Annotated in this window: 16 protein-coding genes and 1 pseudogene; 5 read left to right on the top strand and 12 right to left on the bottom strand. The window is 39.9% G+C overall.

All coding sequences use genetic code 11. The features are described from left to right. Positions 1-28 precede the first annotated feature (28 nt). Both AB3I42_RS00085 and AB3I42_RS00080 read left to right on the top strand, forming a co-directional pair. Positions 29-604 carry a CYTH domain-containing protein gene (locus AB3I42_RS00085; RefSeq protein WP_025480558.1) on the top strand — a complete coding sequence of 192 codons (576 nt, stop codon included), beginning with the start codon at positions 29-31 and terminating at the stop codon, positions 602-604. A 117-nt stretch (positions 605-721) separates the two neighbouring features. After that, on the top strand, positions 722-1,393 hold the full coding sequence (locus tag AB3I42_RS00080; protein WP_034699468.1) for a ClpXP adapter SpxH family protein: 672 nt from the start codon (positions 722-724) through the stop codon (positions 1,391-1,393). Positions 1,394-1,676: 283 nt separating this feature from the next. Here the strand turns inward: AB3I42_RS00080 and AB3I42_RS00075 are convergent, their stop codons facing one another. From AB3I42_RS00075 to AB3I42_RS00030, 10 genes are all read right to left on the bottom strand, one after another. After that, positions 1,677-2,189: a type 1 glutamine amidotransferase domain-containing protein gene (locus AB3I42_RS00075; protein ID WP_010738518.1), complete on the bottom strand. Its 513-nt coding sequence runs from the start codon at positions 2,187-2,189 to the stop codon at positions 1,677-1,679. Positions 2,190-2,305: 116 nt separating this feature from the next. Continuing rightward, positions 2,306-3,151 (bottom strand): prephenate dehydratase, encoded by an 846-nt coding sequence (gene pheA / locus AB3I42_RS00070; protein WP_081123486.1) that lies wholly within the window; start codon positions 3,149-3,151, stop codon positions 2,306-2,308. Continuing rightward, positions 3,123-3,653, bottom strand: coding sequence for a shikimate kinase (locus AB3I42_RS00065; protein ID WP_010720175.1), 531 nt, complete (start codon positions 3,651-3,653; stop codon positions 3,123-3,125). Before AB3I42_RS00065 ends, pheA begins: the two co-directional genes overlap by 29 nt. Beyond that, positions 3,650-4,936, bottom strand: a complete 1,287-nt coding sequence (aroA, locus tag AB3I42_RS00060) for a 3-phosphoshikimate 1-carboxyvinyltransferase (RefSeq protein WP_010738521.1) — start codon at positions 4,934-4,936, stop codon at positions 3,650-3,652. Before aroA ends, AB3I42_RS00065 begins: the two co-directional genes overlap by 4 nt. Before the next feature lie 4 nt (positions 4,937-4,940). Next, positions 4,941-6,020 carry a prephenate dehydrogenase gene (locus AB3I42_RS00055; protein ID WP_181914653.1) on the bottom strand — a complete coding sequence of 360 codons (1,080 nt, stop codon included), beginning with the start codon at positions 6,018-6,020 and terminating at the stop codon, positions 4,941-4,943. Between the two features lie 12 nt (positions 6,021-6,032). Then, entirely contained in the window at positions 6,033-7,196 is a 1,164-nt protein-coding gene (gene aroC, locus AB3I42_RS00050; protein ID WP_088745419.1) for a chorismate synthase, read from the bottom strand. Beyond that, positions 7,197-8,261 carry a 3-dehydroquinate synthase gene (gene aroB, locus AB3I42_RS00045; protein WP_181914654.1) on the bottom strand — a complete coding sequence of 355 codons (1,065 nt, stop codon included), beginning with the start codon at positions 8,259-8,261 and terminating at the stop codon, positions 7,197-7,199. It lies immediately after the preceding gene. Between the two features lie 15 nt (positions 8,262-8,276). Beyond that, entirely contained in the window at positions 8,277-9,296 is a 1,020-nt protein-coding gene (aroF, locus tag AB3I42_RS00040) for a 3-deoxy-7-phosphoheptulonate synthase (RefSeq protein WP_368022182.1), read from the bottom strand. Between the two features lie 638 nt (positions 9,297-9,934). Further along, positions 9,935-11,239: a DUF438 domain-containing protein gene (locus tag AB3I42_RS00035; RefSeq protein ID WP_081123483.1), complete on the bottom strand. Its 1,305-nt coding sequence runs from the start codon at positions 11,237-11,239 to the stop codon at positions 9,935-9,937. Further along, positions 11,236-11,469, bottom strand: a complete 234-nt coding sequence (locus tag AB3I42_RS00030) for a DUF1858 domain-containing protein (RefSeq protein WP_368022181.1) — start codon at positions 11,467-11,469, stop codon at positions 11,236-11,238. Before AB3I42_RS00030 ends, AB3I42_RS00035 begins: the two co-directional genes overlap by 4 nt. 383 nt (positions 11,470-11,852) lie before the next feature. Between AB3I42_RS00030 and AB3I42_RS00025 the strand changes: the two genes are divergently transcribed. From AB3I42_RS00025 to AB3I42_RS00015, 3 genes are read left to right on the top strand one after another with little or no spacing between them, the layout of a single operon-like run. Continuing rightward, positions 11,853-13,241, top strand: a complete 1,389-nt coding sequence (locus AB3I42_RS00025; protein WP_010738528.1) for a Y-family DNA polymerase — start codon at positions 11,853-11,855, stop codon at positions 13,239-13,241. Then, positions 13,204-13,701 (top strand): hypothetical protein, encoded by a 498-nt coding sequence (locus AB3I42_RS00020; RefSeq protein WP_010738529.1) that lies wholly within the window; start codon positions 13,204-13,206, stop codon positions 13,699-13,701. Before AB3I42_RS00025 ends, AB3I42_RS00020 begins: the two co-directional genes overlap by 38 nt. A 59-nt stretch (positions 13,702-13,760) precedes the next feature. Continuing rightward, entirely contained in the window at positions 13,761-14,006 is a 246-nt protein-coding gene (locus tag AB3I42_RS00015; protein WP_010720185.1) for a hypothetical protein, read from the top strand. Between the two features lie 264 nt (positions 14,007-14,270). Here the strand turns inward: AB3I42_RS00015 and AB3I42_RS00010 are convergent, their stop codons facing one another. Both AB3I42_RS00010 and AB3I42_RS00005 read right to left on the bottom strand, forming a co-directional pair. Continuing rightward, positions 14,271-15,851 carry a family 78 glycoside hydrolase catalytic domain gene (locus tag AB3I42_RS00010; protein WP_131773264.1) on the bottom strand — a complete coding sequence of 527 codons (1,581 nt, stop codon included), beginning with the start codon at positions 15,849-15,851 and terminating at the stop codon, positions 14,271-14,273. 18 nt (positions 15,852-15,869) lie between these two features. Further along, positions 15,870-16,099, bottom strand: a pseudogene (locus AB3I42_RS00005) (MFS transporter); the annotation flags it as partial.

Below are 16,099 nucleotides of genomic sequence, written 5' to 3'. Positions count from 1 at the left end.
GGCAGAATGAATGAAAGGGGCGATCATTATGTCTGAAATGTTAGAAATTGAATACAAGTCCATGCTGACGCAACAAGAATATAGTCAATTGATCCAGTATTATCAACTAAAACCAGAAGATTTTACGGTTCAAACGAATATCTATTTTGATACACCAGATGGACAGCTAGCACAAAAAAATTGTGGATTACGCATCCGATTACTTGAAGATCGGGCAGAATATACACTAAAAACACCTGCAAAAGAAGGAAAACTTGAAACCACTGATACTTTAAGCAAAGAGGAAGCACTCTCTTTCATTGAGCAACGTCAATTACCACGTCAGGGTGCTGTTTTTCAAAAATTGTTAGAATTGGCTGTTCCTTCGGATGAATTGGGCAAAATTGGAGACATTACTACCAAACGTGCGGAATTTCACATTGAGGAAGGTCTTTTAGCGATTGATGAAAGTTTTGGAGAACAATTACATGATTTTGAACTGGAGTTAGAAGTATCTGATGCTACTCTTGGTAAATCTGCCTTTTTAGCGTTTTTGGAAAGACATTCTTTCCCTTATCGACCAGCTAAAAATAAAATTCAACGGATGCTAGCAGCGAAAAATTAAAGTTCTATCATTTTCACAAGGCACTTGAGTTCATTTTTTATCATTTTTCTGTTAAGTTATACGTTGTGAATAAAAGAATTCACGAGTTGTATAGAATCTATTTTGGGGGAGATTCATATGATCGAAATCTATTTATTTGTTAATCCTTTGGGGAAACATTGTTTTACACTAGAACAACAGTTATTACAATTTATTGAAGAAGAGTACGGAAAAACATCCAAAGAAAAGATGCAATTTCGTTTTCTGCCTTTAGTTAATTTGCAGACAATTGGGGATGTCATGCAACGTAACGGAATTTCTCAAAACGACCTCGTTACGCGTAACCACTTATTTTCAACTACCTATTCTGCTGCGTTAGACTGTAAAGCGGCACAGTTCCAAGGTAAGAAAAAAGGACGTCAATTTTTGATCAAAATGCAAGAAGCTGTAGGTTGTAATAAAGTACCGTATTCTCCAGAACTTGCTGAATCACTTTTTGCAGAAGTCGGCGGCGATATCGAGATGTTCAAAGAAGATCGTCAATCCGAGTTTGTTAAAGAAGTTTTTTTCTCTGATCAAAAAATTGCTCGAGAAATGGGCATCACCAAACATCCTTCTGCTGTAGTGTATAACTACTCCTGTGAACAAGACTTCGGTGTCTTAATTGAAGGCACAAATACAGTCCGAAAAATAAAAGAACTTTGTAAGACTAAAAATGATTCTTATCAAATTTTTGATGGTGAACATTTACATACAAATGATTCTCGCTTACAACCAGGAAGTAGCCATTTATATTTACTCTCTAACTAATCACGTCAAGAACCATTCGTTTCACTAACTAACCGTTTTTCAAGTACTTAGATCGCTAAGTATTCGAAAAACGGTTATTTGGTGCTTGTAGAAAAACATGGGAATCTTTACCAACATGGACTAATAGCATCGTCTGAGGTTGAGATAAAAGTGTGTAGCATCAAGAAATAAGAAAGAGTTTTTCGAAAAACGACAAAAAGCAATCGCATCCTTCAGAAAATAGCTGATGCCATTTTCGACCGATACGACTGCTTTTTTAATGTTTAGAACTAAACTTTTCAAATTAGTTTGCTAGTGCTTCAACGATTGCTTCGTTAAATGCTGGAATATCATCAGGATTTCGGCTAGTAATCAAGCCTCGATCAATTACCACTGGCTCATCCTTCACGACGGCACCAGCATATTCGATATCTGGACGTACCGTATCATAAGCTGTCATTGTCCGTCCTTCAGTTAAACCTGTTTGAATAAATAGTTGTGGACCGTGACAAATTGCAAATAACGGTTGATCATTTTTTAAAAAGTAAGAAACAAAATCAACGAATCGTTGATCTGCTCGTAATTGATCCGGTGAAAATCCCCCTGGTATCAATAGCGCATCGAAGTCTTCAGGAGAAACATCTGCAATACTTTGTTCGACTGTGAATTCTGCGCCTTTTTTTCCTTTGATTGTTTGATTTCCTTCAAACCCAATCAAAGTCACTGTATGTCCAGCCTTTTCTAGTGCTTCTTTCGGTGACGTTAGTTCCACATCTTCAACTAAATCTGTAACGATTGCTGCAACTTTTTTTGCCATTTGTTCTCTTCCTTTCTTATCGCTTAATTCAAGCCTAAAGGAATTTATTCAAGTGTGCAAATCATCTGTTTGGACTAAAGAGCGGTTTTTGTCTCCGTCCATCTTGTTGCTTTTAGTCATTCATCGATGTGATAAACCGGATAACAACCAACCAAATGCGTAGGATAGCCTTGCTCTTTTAGCACTTCCATCAGCTCATTCACCTTGTCGATCTTGTCATCGATAGCAACATCGATAACAAAAAAGTATTCGCCTAACCGCGTTTTTTGTGGGCGTGATTCGATTTTTGTTAAATTCACTTGATTATTAGCAAAGACCGAAAGAACTTGATAAAGCGCCCCAGGTTTATTTTCTGGCAAATCCACAAAGAATGTCGCTTTATGACTGTTTTTTTGTAATTTTGCATCAACAGGCGCGGCACTTAGAACCCAAAAACGGGTCTCATTAGTTGCAATGGACTGGATATCTGATTGCACGATGGTCAACCCAAATTCGTTTGCAGCTTCTTTGGAGCCGATCGCACCTAGACATTCTTCTGGATGGGTTGCTACTTGCCGGGCTCCTTGGGCAGTGGAACCTACTTGTTCAATCTCGACCTTTGGAAAATTTGCCCGTAGAAAAAGTTGTGATTGGGCTAATGCTTGCGGATGACTACAAATCTTTGTGATATTTCGCCAGTTGGCTTGTTGGGTCGGATGGACCATCAATTGTTGTCGGATCGGCAGAACGATTTCTCCTTGAATAGAAGGTAATGTCTCATACACATGATCAAGTGTTGGCAAAACAGAACCTTCAATCGTATTTTCGATCGGCACCATTGCATAAGTAATCTCTTTTTCTAATTGTGCCTCGATCAAATCAATCAAGGAATCATAAGAAAGAAAAGTACCTTGTTTGAAATAACGTGTGGCTGCACTATAAGTAAAGGAACCTTTAGGACCTAGATACCCAATTTTCATCATTATTTTCTACCCACTTTATGATTTCTGTGATAATTTCGTCTGGCGATTTCTTAGACGTATCTATCGTGATTTTTGCTAAACTTTTGTATATTTTTTCCCGTTCCCACATGATCTCACGTAGTTTTGTGTCACTATTCTTTAACGCTAACGGTCGAATATTTGTTTGATCTTGTCGTATCCGTTCGATCAAGATATCGGCTTCTCCTTTTAAATAAATGACTTGTTGCTGTTTTAATAGTTCCTGATTTTCTTTCTGTAAGACAACCCCGCCACCAGTAGCGATCACTGCCTTTTTTTGTAAAATTGTTTTTAAAAGAGCGGTTTCGTGGTCGCGAAACGCGGCTTCTCCGAAGGTAGCAAAGTATTGCTCAATGGAACAGCCTAATTGTTGAACTAAATAGTCATCCATATCGATGACTGGTTGATCCAATCGAGCCGCTAATTTTTTACTGATCGTCGTCTTACCAGCGCCCATAAAACCGATCAATACAAGTGACGTCATGATGGGTCCTCCTGAACCAATTTGGCTAGATCCGTAAAAAATTCAGGATATGAAATATTGACTGCTTCAGGATTGAGTAGTTCGACAGGTTCTGCGGTTAGTAAAGCGGCGATTTGTAACATCATCCCAATTCGATGGTCCCCATGGCTATCCACTGTCGCTCCATGTAAAGATGTTGGTCCGTGAATAATCAAACCATCTTCTGTCGGTTCAATGTTCGCACCCATTTTCGTTAATTCTTCCGCAGTTGCATCAATCCGATTCGTTTCTTTGACTTTTAATTCCTGAGCATCACGAATGATGGTTGTGCCTGTTGCTTGAGTAGCAGCTAATGCAATGATTGGTAACTCATCAATCAAGCGTGGGATGATTTCTCCCTGGATCTCACAAGCATGGAGTTGCGCAGAACGGACAATCAAATCTGCTGCTTGATTTTGCTCATCCAGCTGTCTTTCTTCAATATTAGCACCCATTTGCATCAACACATCGAGAATCCCTGTCCGTGTCGGATTGATTCCTACTTGTTTTAAGAGGACTTCACTGTTTGCTAAAATACTTGCTGCGACGAGATAAAACGCAGCCGAAGAAATATCCCCTGGGACAGTGACTTCTTGTCCGATCAACTGCTGTGGTCCAGTGACTATAATTTCTTTTCCTTCCACTTGGATCTTCCCACCGAATTGTTTGATCATCTCTTCGGTATGGTTCCTTGACTGTTCTTTCTCGATGATTTTAGTGGTCCCTTCGGCTTGTAAAGCTGCAAAAAGGATAGCAGACTTCACTTGCGCACTAGCAATGGGCATGTGATACTCGATCCCGTGCAATGTATTTCCAGTTACTTTTAGTGGAGGAAATTCAGCTTCGGCCGTTCCTTGTAAATCAGCACCCATCTCACGCAATGGCTTCATCACACGTTCCATCGGACGGCGATTCAAAGAAGCATCCCCTGCAATCTCAGAAGTAAATGGACAGCCTGCTAAAATTCCTAATACTAAGCGCATCGTTGTGCCAGAATTTCCTGCATCTAGCCTAGAAGATGGTGCTGTTAATCCTTCAAATCCTTTTCCTTCAATCATGATTTGTTCATTTTTTTCGGTAATACGTACCCCTAATTGCTTAAAAACTGCAATCGTACTTAAACAATCTTCAGCTTTTAAAAAATTGTTGACGATCGTAGTTCCTTTGCTGATCGCACCAAACATGATGCTGCGATGGGAAATCGATTTATCAGCAGGAATCACTAATTCTCCATTGATCCCATTTTTAGCTGTCAATAGTTTCATGACTTCAACTCCTTATCCAACAATGAAATTTTTCGGCTTCGATCAGCTTCTGTCCTTTAAGTAAATCCGCTTGATTTTTAAAAGACAACTCTAACACACCAAAAATATCTTCTCTTGTTTCTTGGATGCTCAAATTAATAATGGAAAGATTTGCCTGACTTAGTACGTTAGTAACTTTTGCGACAGCACCAGCGATATCGGGAATATCGACATATAAATCATAAAAAGCTGGAATCGCTCCTTGTTTTTTCCGGGGCAACTGATCCCGTGTTTGTTTTGCCTGCACAAAGAACTCTTGAATTGCCGATTGGTTTTGATCAATCAGTTCCTGTTTTAACGTTTCCATTGCGCCTTGCCAGTCTTCCATCAACTGAATCATCATTTCTTGGTTCGTCATTAAAATATCCGTCCACATTTGGGGATCTGATGAAGCAATCCGTGTAATATCCCGGAATCCGCCAGCGGCTAATTGTGAGGCACGTGGATATTTTTGATTCAGCTGCTCACTGATTTGTACTAATCCTGAAGCGACAATATGTGGCAAATGACTTAGCACCCCAACGATCTCATCGTGATCTTTGGCAGTTAAGCGAACAAACTTTGCTCGAGTAGGACGTAGTAAAGCGATCAGTTCTTCTGTATGTTCACTTTGACAGTCATCCGTTACGATATAATACGCTTCTTCAAATAAATACGGATTGCCTGCTTTTACTCCTGATTTATGTGAACCAGCCATCGGATGCCCACCAATAAAATCAAATGGGAGTTGCTTCGCTAGCGCCATTATCGTCGCTTTCGTACTTCCGGTATCACTTACTAATACTGTTTCTTTCAAGGGAAGTGTCGCCAAACAGTTGAGATACTCCAAGCTAACTTGAACTGGAACGGCAAGGATAATCACATCCATTTGACTAGCTGCCTCGATCCCTGTGACAACCTGATCGACTAACTGTGTTTTTTCCGCTATTTCTCTTGTTTCTTCTGAATGATCCCAGCCATAAAGGGTAATTGCTGACCCTTTGATCGCTCGGCATAAGGAAGCGCCAATCAGACCCAATCCTATGACAAACACCTTTTTTTTCATCGCTACCTCCGATTAGAATTCTTTGGTCATTTGGCGGTGATTTGCAACGGCTTTTTTTAATTCTTGCATATTATCTGCTGGAAAATGCTCAAGTATCTCGCGAACAAGAGTGGTCGCAATCACATGCTCTGCGACGACTGAAGCTGCTGGAACTGCCGTACTATCGGAACGTTCCACACTAGCTTTATAAGGTTCTTTAGTATCGATGTTCACGCTCATGAGAGGTTTATATAAAGTAGGAATTGGTTTCATCACGCCCCGAACAATAATCTGTTCTCCGTTGGTCATTCCACCTTCAAAGCCACCTAAATGATTACTTGCTCGGTGATAGCCGCTTTCGTCCCAAGTGATTTCATCCATCACCTGTGATCCTGGTAACGAAGCAGCTTCAAACCCAATTCCAAATTCGACTCCCTTAAAAGCATTGATGCTTAACATCGCTTGAGCTAACTTACCGTCTAATTTTTTATCCCACTGTACATAGCTCCCTAACCCTGCTGGCACATTTTCGACCCGAACTTCCACTACACCTCCCAAAGTGTCTCCTGCTTTTTTAGTAGCATCGATCAAGGCTTTTACTTCCTCTTCAATCATTAGATCTACCATGTTCACTTCGGAGATAGTCGTCTTTTCTTTGATTTCTGTCACGGTCAAATTCTCTGGCACATTCGCTTTGATTCCTCCAAGAATCGCTACATGACTAGCAATCTCTATATCTAAAGCAGCTAAAATCTGTTTTGCTAGTGCCCCGATTGCTACTCGCATCGTCGTTTCTCTTGCGGAAGAACGCTCTAATACATTTCTAAGATCATGGTGTTGATACTTAATACCACCAACTAAATCGGCATGACCTGGTCTTGGTTTAGCCACTCGTCGTAGATTTTCTTCTTTTTCAGAAACTGGAGTAACTGACATCACCGTTTGCCAGTTCTTCCAATCTTTGTTCGTGACAGTCATTGTGATCGGTGAGCCTAATGTTTTGCCGTGACGAATACCCGATGTGATTGTCACTTGATCTTTTTCAATCTTCATGCGCCCACCTCGACCATAACCACCTTGTCGTCTAGCTAATTCTTGATTGATTGCCTCAATCGATAAGGTTAAGCCTGCTGGAACTCCTTCAATAATCGCTGTCAAATTAGGCCCATGTGATTCTCCTGCTGTTAAGTAACGCATTTACTCACCTTCTTCTAAATAATTTTTGATTGCTTCGATTGTGATCGATTGGATTTTTGCCTGACCGATTTTTTCTAATAAAATAATTTTCAACTGTTTTCCCCGGGCTTTTTTATCATGAGTGATCGCCTGGAACAACGCCTGTTCATCCCATGGTTCGTAAGAAATGGGCAACTGATACTTTTGGATCATCTTGATAAGTTGTTGCGTCGTTCCTTCAGGTATTTCTTTCCTTTTTTCAGCATTCCGACTGATTTGTACCATGCCGATCGCCACTGCTTCTCCATGACTAATCTGTCCATATCCTGCTGTTTGCTCGATAGCGTGTCCGATCGTGTGACCAAAGTTGAGGAACAAACGACTGCCTTGATCAAATTGATCTTCTTCTACCACTTCTTTTTTTACACGTAAAGCTTTTTCGATCACTAGCTCGCTATGTGCTACTAAATCAGCTACATCAATAAAACGAGCTAACTCTCTCCAAAGACTTTCATCCTTGATCGCACCACACTTGATGATTTCTGCAATTCCTTCTTGGATCCTTTTTACTGGTAATGTCGTCAGCGTTTCTGGATCAATCAACACACCGTCTGGCTGTGCAAATGTGCCAATCATATTTTTAGCGTTTGGTGCATTGACTGCTGTTTTGCCACCTATGCTTGAGTCTACTTGTGCCAATAAGGAGGTAGGAATCTGTACAAAAGAAATTCCTCTCATGTAAGTTGATGCCACAAAACCAGCTAAATCGCCTACAACACCGCCACCTAGAGCAATAATGCCATCACTTCTCGTCAATTGTTCAGTGGCTAGAAAATCATATAATTTAGCAGCCATCGACAGTGATTTACTTTCTTCGCCAGCCGGAATAACATAATTCACAACCTCATACCGATCGGCTAATTGTTGTTGTATCTTTTGACCATAAAGCGGAAAGACATTTTCATCACTAATGATCGCAATTTTCTTTTCTTGCCATAAACCGGAAAGCCAATCTGCGACTTGATCTAGTGCGTTTCGCTGGATGATGATCTCATAGCTTTTTTCGGGTAAGACAACTTCTAACATCCGTGTTTCTCCTCTCTATAAAGCGTTTATTTTCTTCATCGCTTCTACTAAGATGTCCACTTCATTCATCATTTTCAGGTAGTTTTTCTCATTCAATGACTGCTGTCCATCAGACCAAGCATGAATCGGATCAGGATGGATCTCTACAATCATTCCATCTGCCCCACTAGCAACACCTGCTCGTGCCATTGGTGTCACTAAGTCCCAGACACCCGTTCCATGACTTGGGTCAACGATGATCGGGAAATGACTTAATTTTTTGATCAGTGGTACGGCACTTAGATCGAATGTATTTCTAGTAGCTGTTTCGTAAGTGCGGATTCCGCGTTCAATGAAGATGATGTTTGAATTGTTTTGAACTGCAATGTATTCAGCGGCATTTAACCACTCTTCGATCGTACCTGAGATGCCACGTTTTAAGCCAATTGGTTTTCCTGTTCGTCCTACAGCTTCTAATAAACGGAAATTTTGCATATTTCGTGCGCCGATTTGAATGATATCTGCGTATTCACTGACCACATCGATATGCGCTTCATCCATCACTTCGGTAATCACTTTCAAGTCATAATGATCCGCAGCTTTACGCATCATTTTCAACCCTTCTTCACCTAATCCTTGGAAAGCGTATGGTGACGTTCTTGGTTTGTAGGCACCACCACGTAAGATTTTAGCACCACCAGCCTTAGCCATTCGTGCTGTCTCCATGATTTGCTCTTCCCCTTCGACAGAACAAGGACCAGCCATTGTCACAAAACTCCCATCACCGATTTTCACTCCAGCTACATCAACGATCGTATCTTGAGGATGAAATTCTCGTGACGTCAATTTGTACGTATTGGTAATCGGTACGGCACGTTCTACGATATCGTAGCGTTCAAACGGAACATCCCGAATTACCTTTGGATCTCCTAAAATCCCTAAGACAAAACGATCTTTACCATGGTTGATCTGTACATCTAGCCCTTCTTCTTTAATACGTTCAATCACTTGTGTTAACTCACTTTCTTGGATACCTGGTTTAATGATTAGAATCATACAATAACTCCCTTTGTTTTTTATTTTGTGTTTCGCTTCATCGATTTCCTCGCTGTTTGATTGGATTACATAAATTCTTGCAAATCAATCGTTACTTTGCTTATACCTTGTTTGAATGCGTTTAGTTCCCCCTTTATGTAACAAAAAAAGCCCACCGTAGAAAATCCATCTACAGTGAGCCCCTGAATCAATCAAATAAAAAAGCCACTATAGATTTTTCATCTATGCGGCGAGCAAGTCATCTCAAACATCCTTAGCCATCATAGATACAAACAAACGCTGATGTTTGCACCCATAATCGTATGAATACAAACTTATCTAAAATAGCTAAAGTAATAATTATTCAGTTGTGAACTATGTGTGATTTTCATAATAATCGCTCCAAACTGATATAAGATTGAGTTTAAGTATAGAGATGTTTTTGAAAGAAGTCAAACAATTTCTTGAATAAAATGATCAAAGGGTATGAAAAAAGGGCTTTTACCTGATAAAAACTCCAATTTACCCACTAAATAGTCGCAGGAGAATGCTGAAAATACCATAGAAAAGTATCAACAGCATGTCCGGCTTCTACTTCTATAATCAAACGAGCCCAAAAGTGAGCTGAAATTGTTCTTTATTTTGAAATTTGCCCGCTCTTACAATCGTTTTTGTCCGTCTAACTTTTGGATCTCAGTAATATCTTGCGTGACTTCTAAGCACCCAAGATAATCACCTGTCTCATTTTTTAAAGCAAAGTAGCGAATATAAATTTTCCGTCCTCTCATATCAATCCAAAATTCTGCTGAATCCCTTGTTCCTGTACGGAAATCGTCAAGTATTTGTTGGACAAGATGCATGCTTTTTGGTGGATGACAGTTGACGACTTCACGACCAATGACAGAAGTAGTTCTTGGAAAGACCCGTTTCTTTCCTTCTGAGAAGAAACGAACCCGATCCTCATGATCAACAAATGTCAAATCCACAGGCAACACTTGAAACAAGGCAACTAATTGCTCCAACTGTAACGCTCCTGTCGGAAATTGCACAACTAAATCAGTCATAGGTGCTGTTTCGTCTTGAACTGCCTCTGACGTAAACTCTTCGATCCCAAGACCAGCAGCAATACCATCGGTCGTTTCTTTAGCTTTTTTAATGGCTAATTGACGAGCTGGTTCCCGTTCGCTTTCTTTTTCGAGTGATTCTTGGCTTGGCTTCCATGGAAGTGGTTCAGGGATAAACGCAAAACCGATATCAAAGCTGTCATGAGCGATTTGTGCCCAATCTTTAAGGCTAAACACATCTAAGGTCATGGGTACCATGATCTCCTCTTCCTTAAAAATCATCTCTTCAACTTCTGTTTTTACTGCTTCCCATTTTTCGGATAGCGGATTATAAGCCGCTTTGTCTGTAGCTAAATAAGCATTCAGCGCTTTGATCATTTCACGGATATCATCATCTACACCCCACATCACTTTAGGTGGGGCTGAGATTCCGTATTTTTCCATATAAGAAAAGATCAACGTTTCTTTTCGTGCATAATGCTTGTCGATCTGCAATAAATCAGTCAAAGCGTGTTGCAATCGTTCCTTTTGTGACCAATCTCCTTTAGCCATTTTTGCCAATAACCCGTCAATTTCATCCGTCAGTAACGACTGCAACACTTGGTTTTCTAACTTTAAGGTATGGATCGGGTGTCCTGGTTGTGCGTGTTCATAATTGGAATGATGGATCTCATTGATCGCTCCTTTAAAAACAGCTGCATGGATATTACATAACTTTTGGATTTCTGACGGATCAAGACCGCTTTGAATCAATGCTTTTTCCGCAGCAGTGATTTCTGTAACATCGACTCCCTCAAATTCTTCATTGAACAATCGTTTTGCTTCTTCAAAAGAACCACCTTTATGTAAAAGTGACAGGATTTCAACAATCCGTTCTTGTCGTTGATTCGTGGGTTTCATTTTACCAATCCTTTCACAATAAATCCTGATGTTTCAAAAGCAGTAACAATTTGTTCTAAAGGAATTTTTTTCATTTGAGACCCTTTAGGAATCGTCATATAGCGACCAGCAGTTTGCAACATCCCAGGTTGGTTGATGGCATTAAATCCTAGCTCTGACAGGATTTGTTTGACTTCTGGATATTCAGTAACTAATTCAAATAATGTTTTGGAAAAATCGATTTCTCTCATTTTACTTCCTCCTTCATTGAGAATCGTTCTCATTCGATCGGATTCATTATAAACGATTTTGTGCACTTTTACACGATAATTTCAAAGCAAATCTTTTTTACCATTCTAACGATGAGTATACCTAGGCTCATTCTTTTTTTGAGAGTAAAACTTATTAATGACTTTCTGATCAGCAAAAAATAAAATAACATTTTTTATTAAACGAGGAGGTCATCTAGCAATTTTTTCTTTCAATTTAATTTTGCTCCAGATACTACCTATTTCTCTAAACGATAAAAAGACAAATGTCTTCTTTTCTATTATTTTTTTACCCATTCCATCACGTTTTTTCGTTGACACAAAACGCGAACATGTGTTCTAATCAATAGGAAGAGGTGGCGAATATGATTCGAAATCAAAATCCAGTCTTTGATTACACAAAAGAACCTTCGAGAGATATTCTTTGCATCGATTGTAAGTCGTTTTATGCTTCTGTTGAGTGTGCCGAACGTCATTTAGATCCTCTAACAACCAAACTCGTCGTCATGTCCTATCCGTCAGGGAAAACCGATGAACGAGGTAGTGGCTTGATCTTAGCTGCTAGTCCAGCTGCAAAAAAAGCCTATCATATTACAAATATCAGTCGAGCAAGGGATTTACCCTTTCCCTATCCCGACGATCTTTATATGGTCCCTCCACGAATGGCTTACTACATGAAAAAAAATACCGAAATAAATGCTATTTATAAAAAGTACGTGGATGAAGAGAATCACCATGTCTATTCTGTTGATGAAAGCTTTCTTGATGTCACCAACAGCTTGAAACTTTTTAAAGTCAAAAGTGCTTGGGAATTAGCTGAAATCATCTACCGGGATGTCTACCAACAAACAGGAATCCATACAACTATTGGGATTGGTGATAACCCACTACTAGCTAAGTTAGCGTTGGATAACGGTTCTAAAGGAAAAGAGCGAATGGCCGAATGGCGCTATGCAGATGTAGCAGACAATGTTTGGCGTATTCCTTCTCTCACCGATTTTTGGGGAATTGGTCATCAGACAGCGAAACGGCTCAAACGACTGGGGATTCATTCTGTTTATGATTTAGCTCATGCGGATTATTACCAATTAAAAGAAAAATTCGGAGTGATTGGCACCCAGCTTTTTGCCCATGCTTGGGGAATTGATCGAAGTTTTTTAGGAGAAGACTATACCCCCAAATCAAAAAGTATTGGGAATAGTCAAATTTTGAATCGTGATTATACAAGGCGTGAAGAACTTGAAATCGTTCTTAAAGAAATGGCTGATCAAGTCGGAACTCGTCTGCGGCGTGAACATGCGAAAGCGCAAGTTGTTAGCTTGTGGATGGGCTACTCTTTAGGTTATCGAGATCGTCTAGGGAAAACTGGATTTCATCAACAACTAAAAGTGGAGCCGACAAATTCTAGTCATGAACTCAGTCTCATTTTATTGAATCTTTTTCGTAAACATTACCAGCATCAAGACATTCGCAGTGTCGGTGTCAACTGCTCCAAACTAATTTACACAGACAGTCTGCAATTGAATCTATTTGCAGATCCCGATGAACAAGTCAACGATGCCAAAATCGATTTTGTCGTTGATCGTATTCGCCAAAAATATGGGTTCAGTGCAATTGTCCATGCCCATAGCTTATTAGAAGGTGGCCGTGCGATCGCAAGGAGTTCACTCGTTGGCGGACACGCTGGTGGTCATGCCGGTATTGAAGGTGAGGGCTATGCGTCGAACAAAAAAAGAATTTCTCGACTACAATGAATACCGAGATCGCCCATTCGGATTAAAATGGGGCACCGCATTCGCTATGGAAGAGCTAGTCACTGGGATCAAAAAAAATGAAGCGTGGGCAGTGAAAGAGATTCGTCCGTTGGAACAAATGTCTCGAGAAGAAATGGATAGTGTTTTATTAGAGGCTTTTCTTTACCATAAAAAAGTAAGTCTGCAATTAAATACCAAAGATGAATTTGGCCGCTACTTAGATAGCATCGAGGGTTTCTTTACTGGTGAAGCTTATCACGACTATTTTATCCTTGAAGAACAGACCGTTCACTGGTGTGACGTCCGACATGTTCAAATAAAACAGGAAGATAAGTGGTTTGATGTTTCCTATTTTCCCCAGTCAGTCACACAACATGAAACGTTAAGTAACCGAAGTCTTAACGAAGAGATCGTTCCGATCAAAGATGAATTTTACCAAAGTTTTCCTGAAGAAGAGTAGCGTTTTGTCATTGATCAGCATAAAATGCCTATTTCATTAAACCAGAAAGAAGTGATTTTTTGAAAACAGTCCATCAACATTTTGAAACGATCGCTATCACTGCGTTTATTGCCAAACAAGAAATCATTGTCCGCTGTAAGGATAACAACACTTATCGAGGATTTGTCCAACGAGACATGACAGAAAAAGGATTTTCCTTAGATGAGCAATTGATTCATTGGGTGGACATCGTTGAAATCCAATTGACCGATCAATACTTTCACTTTTGGGAAGATATTTTACATCTAAAGGAACCGACATCCTAACAAAGCCATATAATTGGAACACCTAATCCTATTATATGGAACGCATGGACTCCCCCCAAAAAACGTACAAGTCTTCTCGTAAGCGATAAACCTTTGATTATACGGATAAACTGCTCGTCCGTTTCATACTACAGCAAAAAATCTCAAAACCGCAAAAATGGTTTTGAGATTTTTTGCTTATGTCTAGGATGAATCAGTGAATCATTACTTAACGATCCAACTGTCTTTTTTTCAGTTGACAATGTAAAGTAACTGACTGCTTTTTCAATTTAGATATTTTTCGATCAAGTACGCTGGCGTACAGCTCCACGCATGGCAATAACTACTGATGATCGGGCTGCCATAAGGAGAAAAATCTGGTTCTTCTGGTTTAAAAGCTTCCCAAAAAGTGTCTGCTCCCAGCTGAATCATTTTGCCCCAATAGTTTTTCATTAACTGGATAGCTTCTTCTTGAAGTCCAGCTACAAATAACGCTTCGACTACATGATGATACATATAAGGTGTAGCAATCCCTGTGATCGGAAAATGATGAGCAATCATCGTCTCCAAAATTTCTCGATTCATTGGTTGATCAAAGACCTCTGCTAAAACCATCCAAACTTGACTCGCCACATTGATTTCTCCGGTTGTTTCAATAATAAACTGCTTTTGTTCTTCATCAAATAATTGTTGCTTCGCAAACGCAATCAGTTTCTCTGTTGTTTCTTGGTAATGACTCAGTTGTGGATCTTTCATTTGTTCTGCCAACTGGTTGAATCGTTTCATCGCATAGATCAACACTGCTTGCCCTGCTGTACTCTTTTCAAACTCATTCGACCAGTCAATAAATACTGGCCACTCTTCTAACAAATTCAGGCGTCCCTCTTCATCGACACATGTCAGTGCTAGTTCCATCTGCTTTTTCGCTACTGGATATAAATCCTGCAAGACAACTGAATCTTTCGTCTGATGGTAAAAATCAGCTAAGATCACTGCAAAAAACAAACTATAGTCGAATAAAAACGTATCATCTGGCGTCAATTGCGGGGCTGTGAAAACATTGGCTGGAATCTTCCCTTCACTGGTCGTCATCCCACCAAATAAATAAAGACAACGTTTCGTTAAAGCTAAATCACCGAAAGTCACATAATTCGCTAACGCTTGTAAACGTAAATCACCAATCCATAATCGGCGATCTCGTTTGGGCCCATCTTCAAAGACTTCTTGCATGCAATCAAATAATGTTTTAACAGAAACTTGGTAGATGGAAGTAAGTTCTTCATCAGCGATCACAGGCTTTGGTAATTGGTCGAGTGACACACAACTTTCTGCGATAAAAAGCGGATCAGAAAAACTAGCTTGCCACTTGGGTGAAGTATCTAACACCTTTAGCTCAATATAACGACAGCTATATCTTCTTGGTAATTCTAAACGTGCCGGTAAAACATCTAGATGGATAAATTCTTCTTGAATCCAAGACTTTGACAACCAACCATCATATGCGCTAGAATCTGCCGCAAGTTCAGCGGGTACTTCTGCAAATTTCAGTTGTAAATATAAGGGCGCATCCATTGGCGAACCAACCGAGTCAATGGACAGACTAAAATGCCCAACATAATGATCCCCTAAATCTAAGATAATCGCTTCATCCCTTTTTAAAGTATAATCAGCTAGTTGTGTGATTTCTTTGTCACTGTTAATTGCTGAATACCCATTCAAACCATGTGGGTCTTCAACGACTTCAGTGATTGCTACTGGTTCGATCTTCGTTTTCAGGAGATTTGGTACATGTTGTTGTGCTTTGGTTAACAGTGCCTCGTCCTTTTCCCAACGCACATCTTGATTGATTTGAAAAGTAAATGCCATTTTGCTTTCTCCTCTTCTTTACTTGGTGAACGATGCAGTCATTTTTCCTTCAGCCAACTCTTTATCCACCGGATCAATCACTGGGTATTTTTTCTGTAGACGCATCATGATTACTCCAGCAATTGTTGCTACTAAAACGATTCCCGCAAAGCCAAACATAGACGTCTGGATACGATCAGGAGCAACTAAGTAAGGGGTAACAAAAGCAAATAATCCACAACACATTCTTGAAAAACCATTGATGAACC

Source organism: Enterococcus sp. C53 (genome assembly GCF_040887425.1).
Lineage (GTDB): Bacteria > Bacillota > Bacilli > Lactobacillales > Enterococcaceae > Enterococcus_B > Enterococcus_B hirae.
Note: the sequence above shows the minus strand (reverse complement) of the source record. Positions and strands in the feature narration are given on the sequence as shown.